Source organism: Candidatus Pseudoscillospira sp. SGI.172, assembly GCF_050313575.1.
In the GTDB taxonomy this organism is placed as follows: domain Bacteria; phylum Bacillota; class Clostridia; order Oscillospirales; family Oscillospiraceae; genus Vermiculatibacterium.
On the sequence record NZ_JBNPLQ010000078.1, the window covers coordinates 1 to 1,242 of the forward strand.

Sequence of the window (1,242 nt, forward strand, 5' to 3'; positions counted from 1 at the left end):
CCCCTCCTGACAAGCAGTTTTCCGTGGCAAGAAAAATCTTGCCACGGAAAACTGCTATGAAGCTTCTTAGAAGTATACGTCTGTGGTGTTTCTTAGCCTACATCCACCGTAAGTCGTACGTTTTGCAGACCGGAGCCTTGGTGGCTTATGAATAGATTGTATTCATGGGTAGGGTCAACGTTAAAAGACTTTGAGACAGGAGCAGTGCTGTTATAGGCCAGCGAGAAATAATCGGAAATCAACTGCTCATCTTTGTCATAAATCGAAACGTTCACATCCGATTTGCTCGGGTCCTGTGAATCGGTGAAAGTAACTGTGACTACACCAGTTTCATCACTTTCAAATGTCAGTCCAGTAACCAAGGTGGTATTGCTTGTACCCGGATAAGGATTAGCAGGGACACCCCTCACCCATCCGCTAAAAACATTTCTGTCAGCGGTTGCCAGCATAGAGATAGGACTCTGAGGATACCGATGATACTCGGTTCCAGGAATACACATAGACGTATCGACCTGGCTCCAATCAATACCAAAATAATAGGGGTCATCCTCAAGAGATGCGGCACTAGCGGAAACGGCCAGAGAAAGCATCATGCAGACGGCGCACAGGACACTCAGGAGCTTTTTGAACTTTTTCATTATGATATCTCCTTATTCTCGTTTGGGAAATGAATCCTCATGGATGAACGGTACTGGGATACTTGTGCTACGGAGTTTGATTTGCTGAATCTTCTGACGGCCTCACCGCTTTTTAGTCTATAGGGAAAGCCGCGGACCGTCAAATTTCTACCCCATTGGACTCCCCTCCGATCCTCACCGCCCGTCGGCGGGCCATTGGCGTATTTGTGTCCCAAGCTGGGACAGAACTTGAAGCGCCCTATTTATGCTCTCATCCAATAAAACGATTTTCTGCGAAAAGTGCAACGGGCTTTTTTCAAAAGATTTTATTTAGGCCTTGTTTGAAAAAAGATAGAGAATGTGCCAAAGCAACAAAATAGCGATGGAGACAAGATAAACGAAGGCGAGAAAGGAAGCATCCGACTTGTCATATCTGGTGGCGATTCTGCGAAACCACTTGATTTTCTGGAAAAAACACTCCACCAGATGGCGCTCCTTATACAGATGCCAGTCAACCGGCCGGGGATCGGAAATGTTGCTCTGCGGCGGGATCACATAGCTGGCCCCGTGCTCTGAGATGTATTCCCGAATTGCCCGAGCGCCATAAGCCCGATCTGCCAGTACA

General features: G+C 47.3%; 2 protein-coding genes. Both read right to left on the bottom strand.

Annotated elements, in window-relative coordinates; translation table 11 throughout:
- Positions 1 to 92 precede the first annotated feature (92 nt).
- A complete protein-coding gene (locus ACQRD3_RS13520) occupies positions 93 to 638 on the bottom strand; it encodes a hypothetical protein (RefSeq protein ID WP_050617467.1) in 546 nt (181 codons plus the stop codon).
- Positions 639 to 947: 309 nt separating this feature from the next.
- A partial coding sequence (locus ACQRD3_RS13525; protein ID WP_427781740.1) for a transposase occupies positions 948 to 1,242 on the bottom strand: 295 nt, incomplete at its 5' end.

What these genes read in the sequence shown, in the direction of transcription:
- ACQRD3_RS13520 (WP_050617467.1), bottom strand. Translation starts at nt 638, where the DNA reads ATGAAAAAGTTCAAAAAGCTCCTGAGTGTCCTGTGCGCCGTCTGCATG.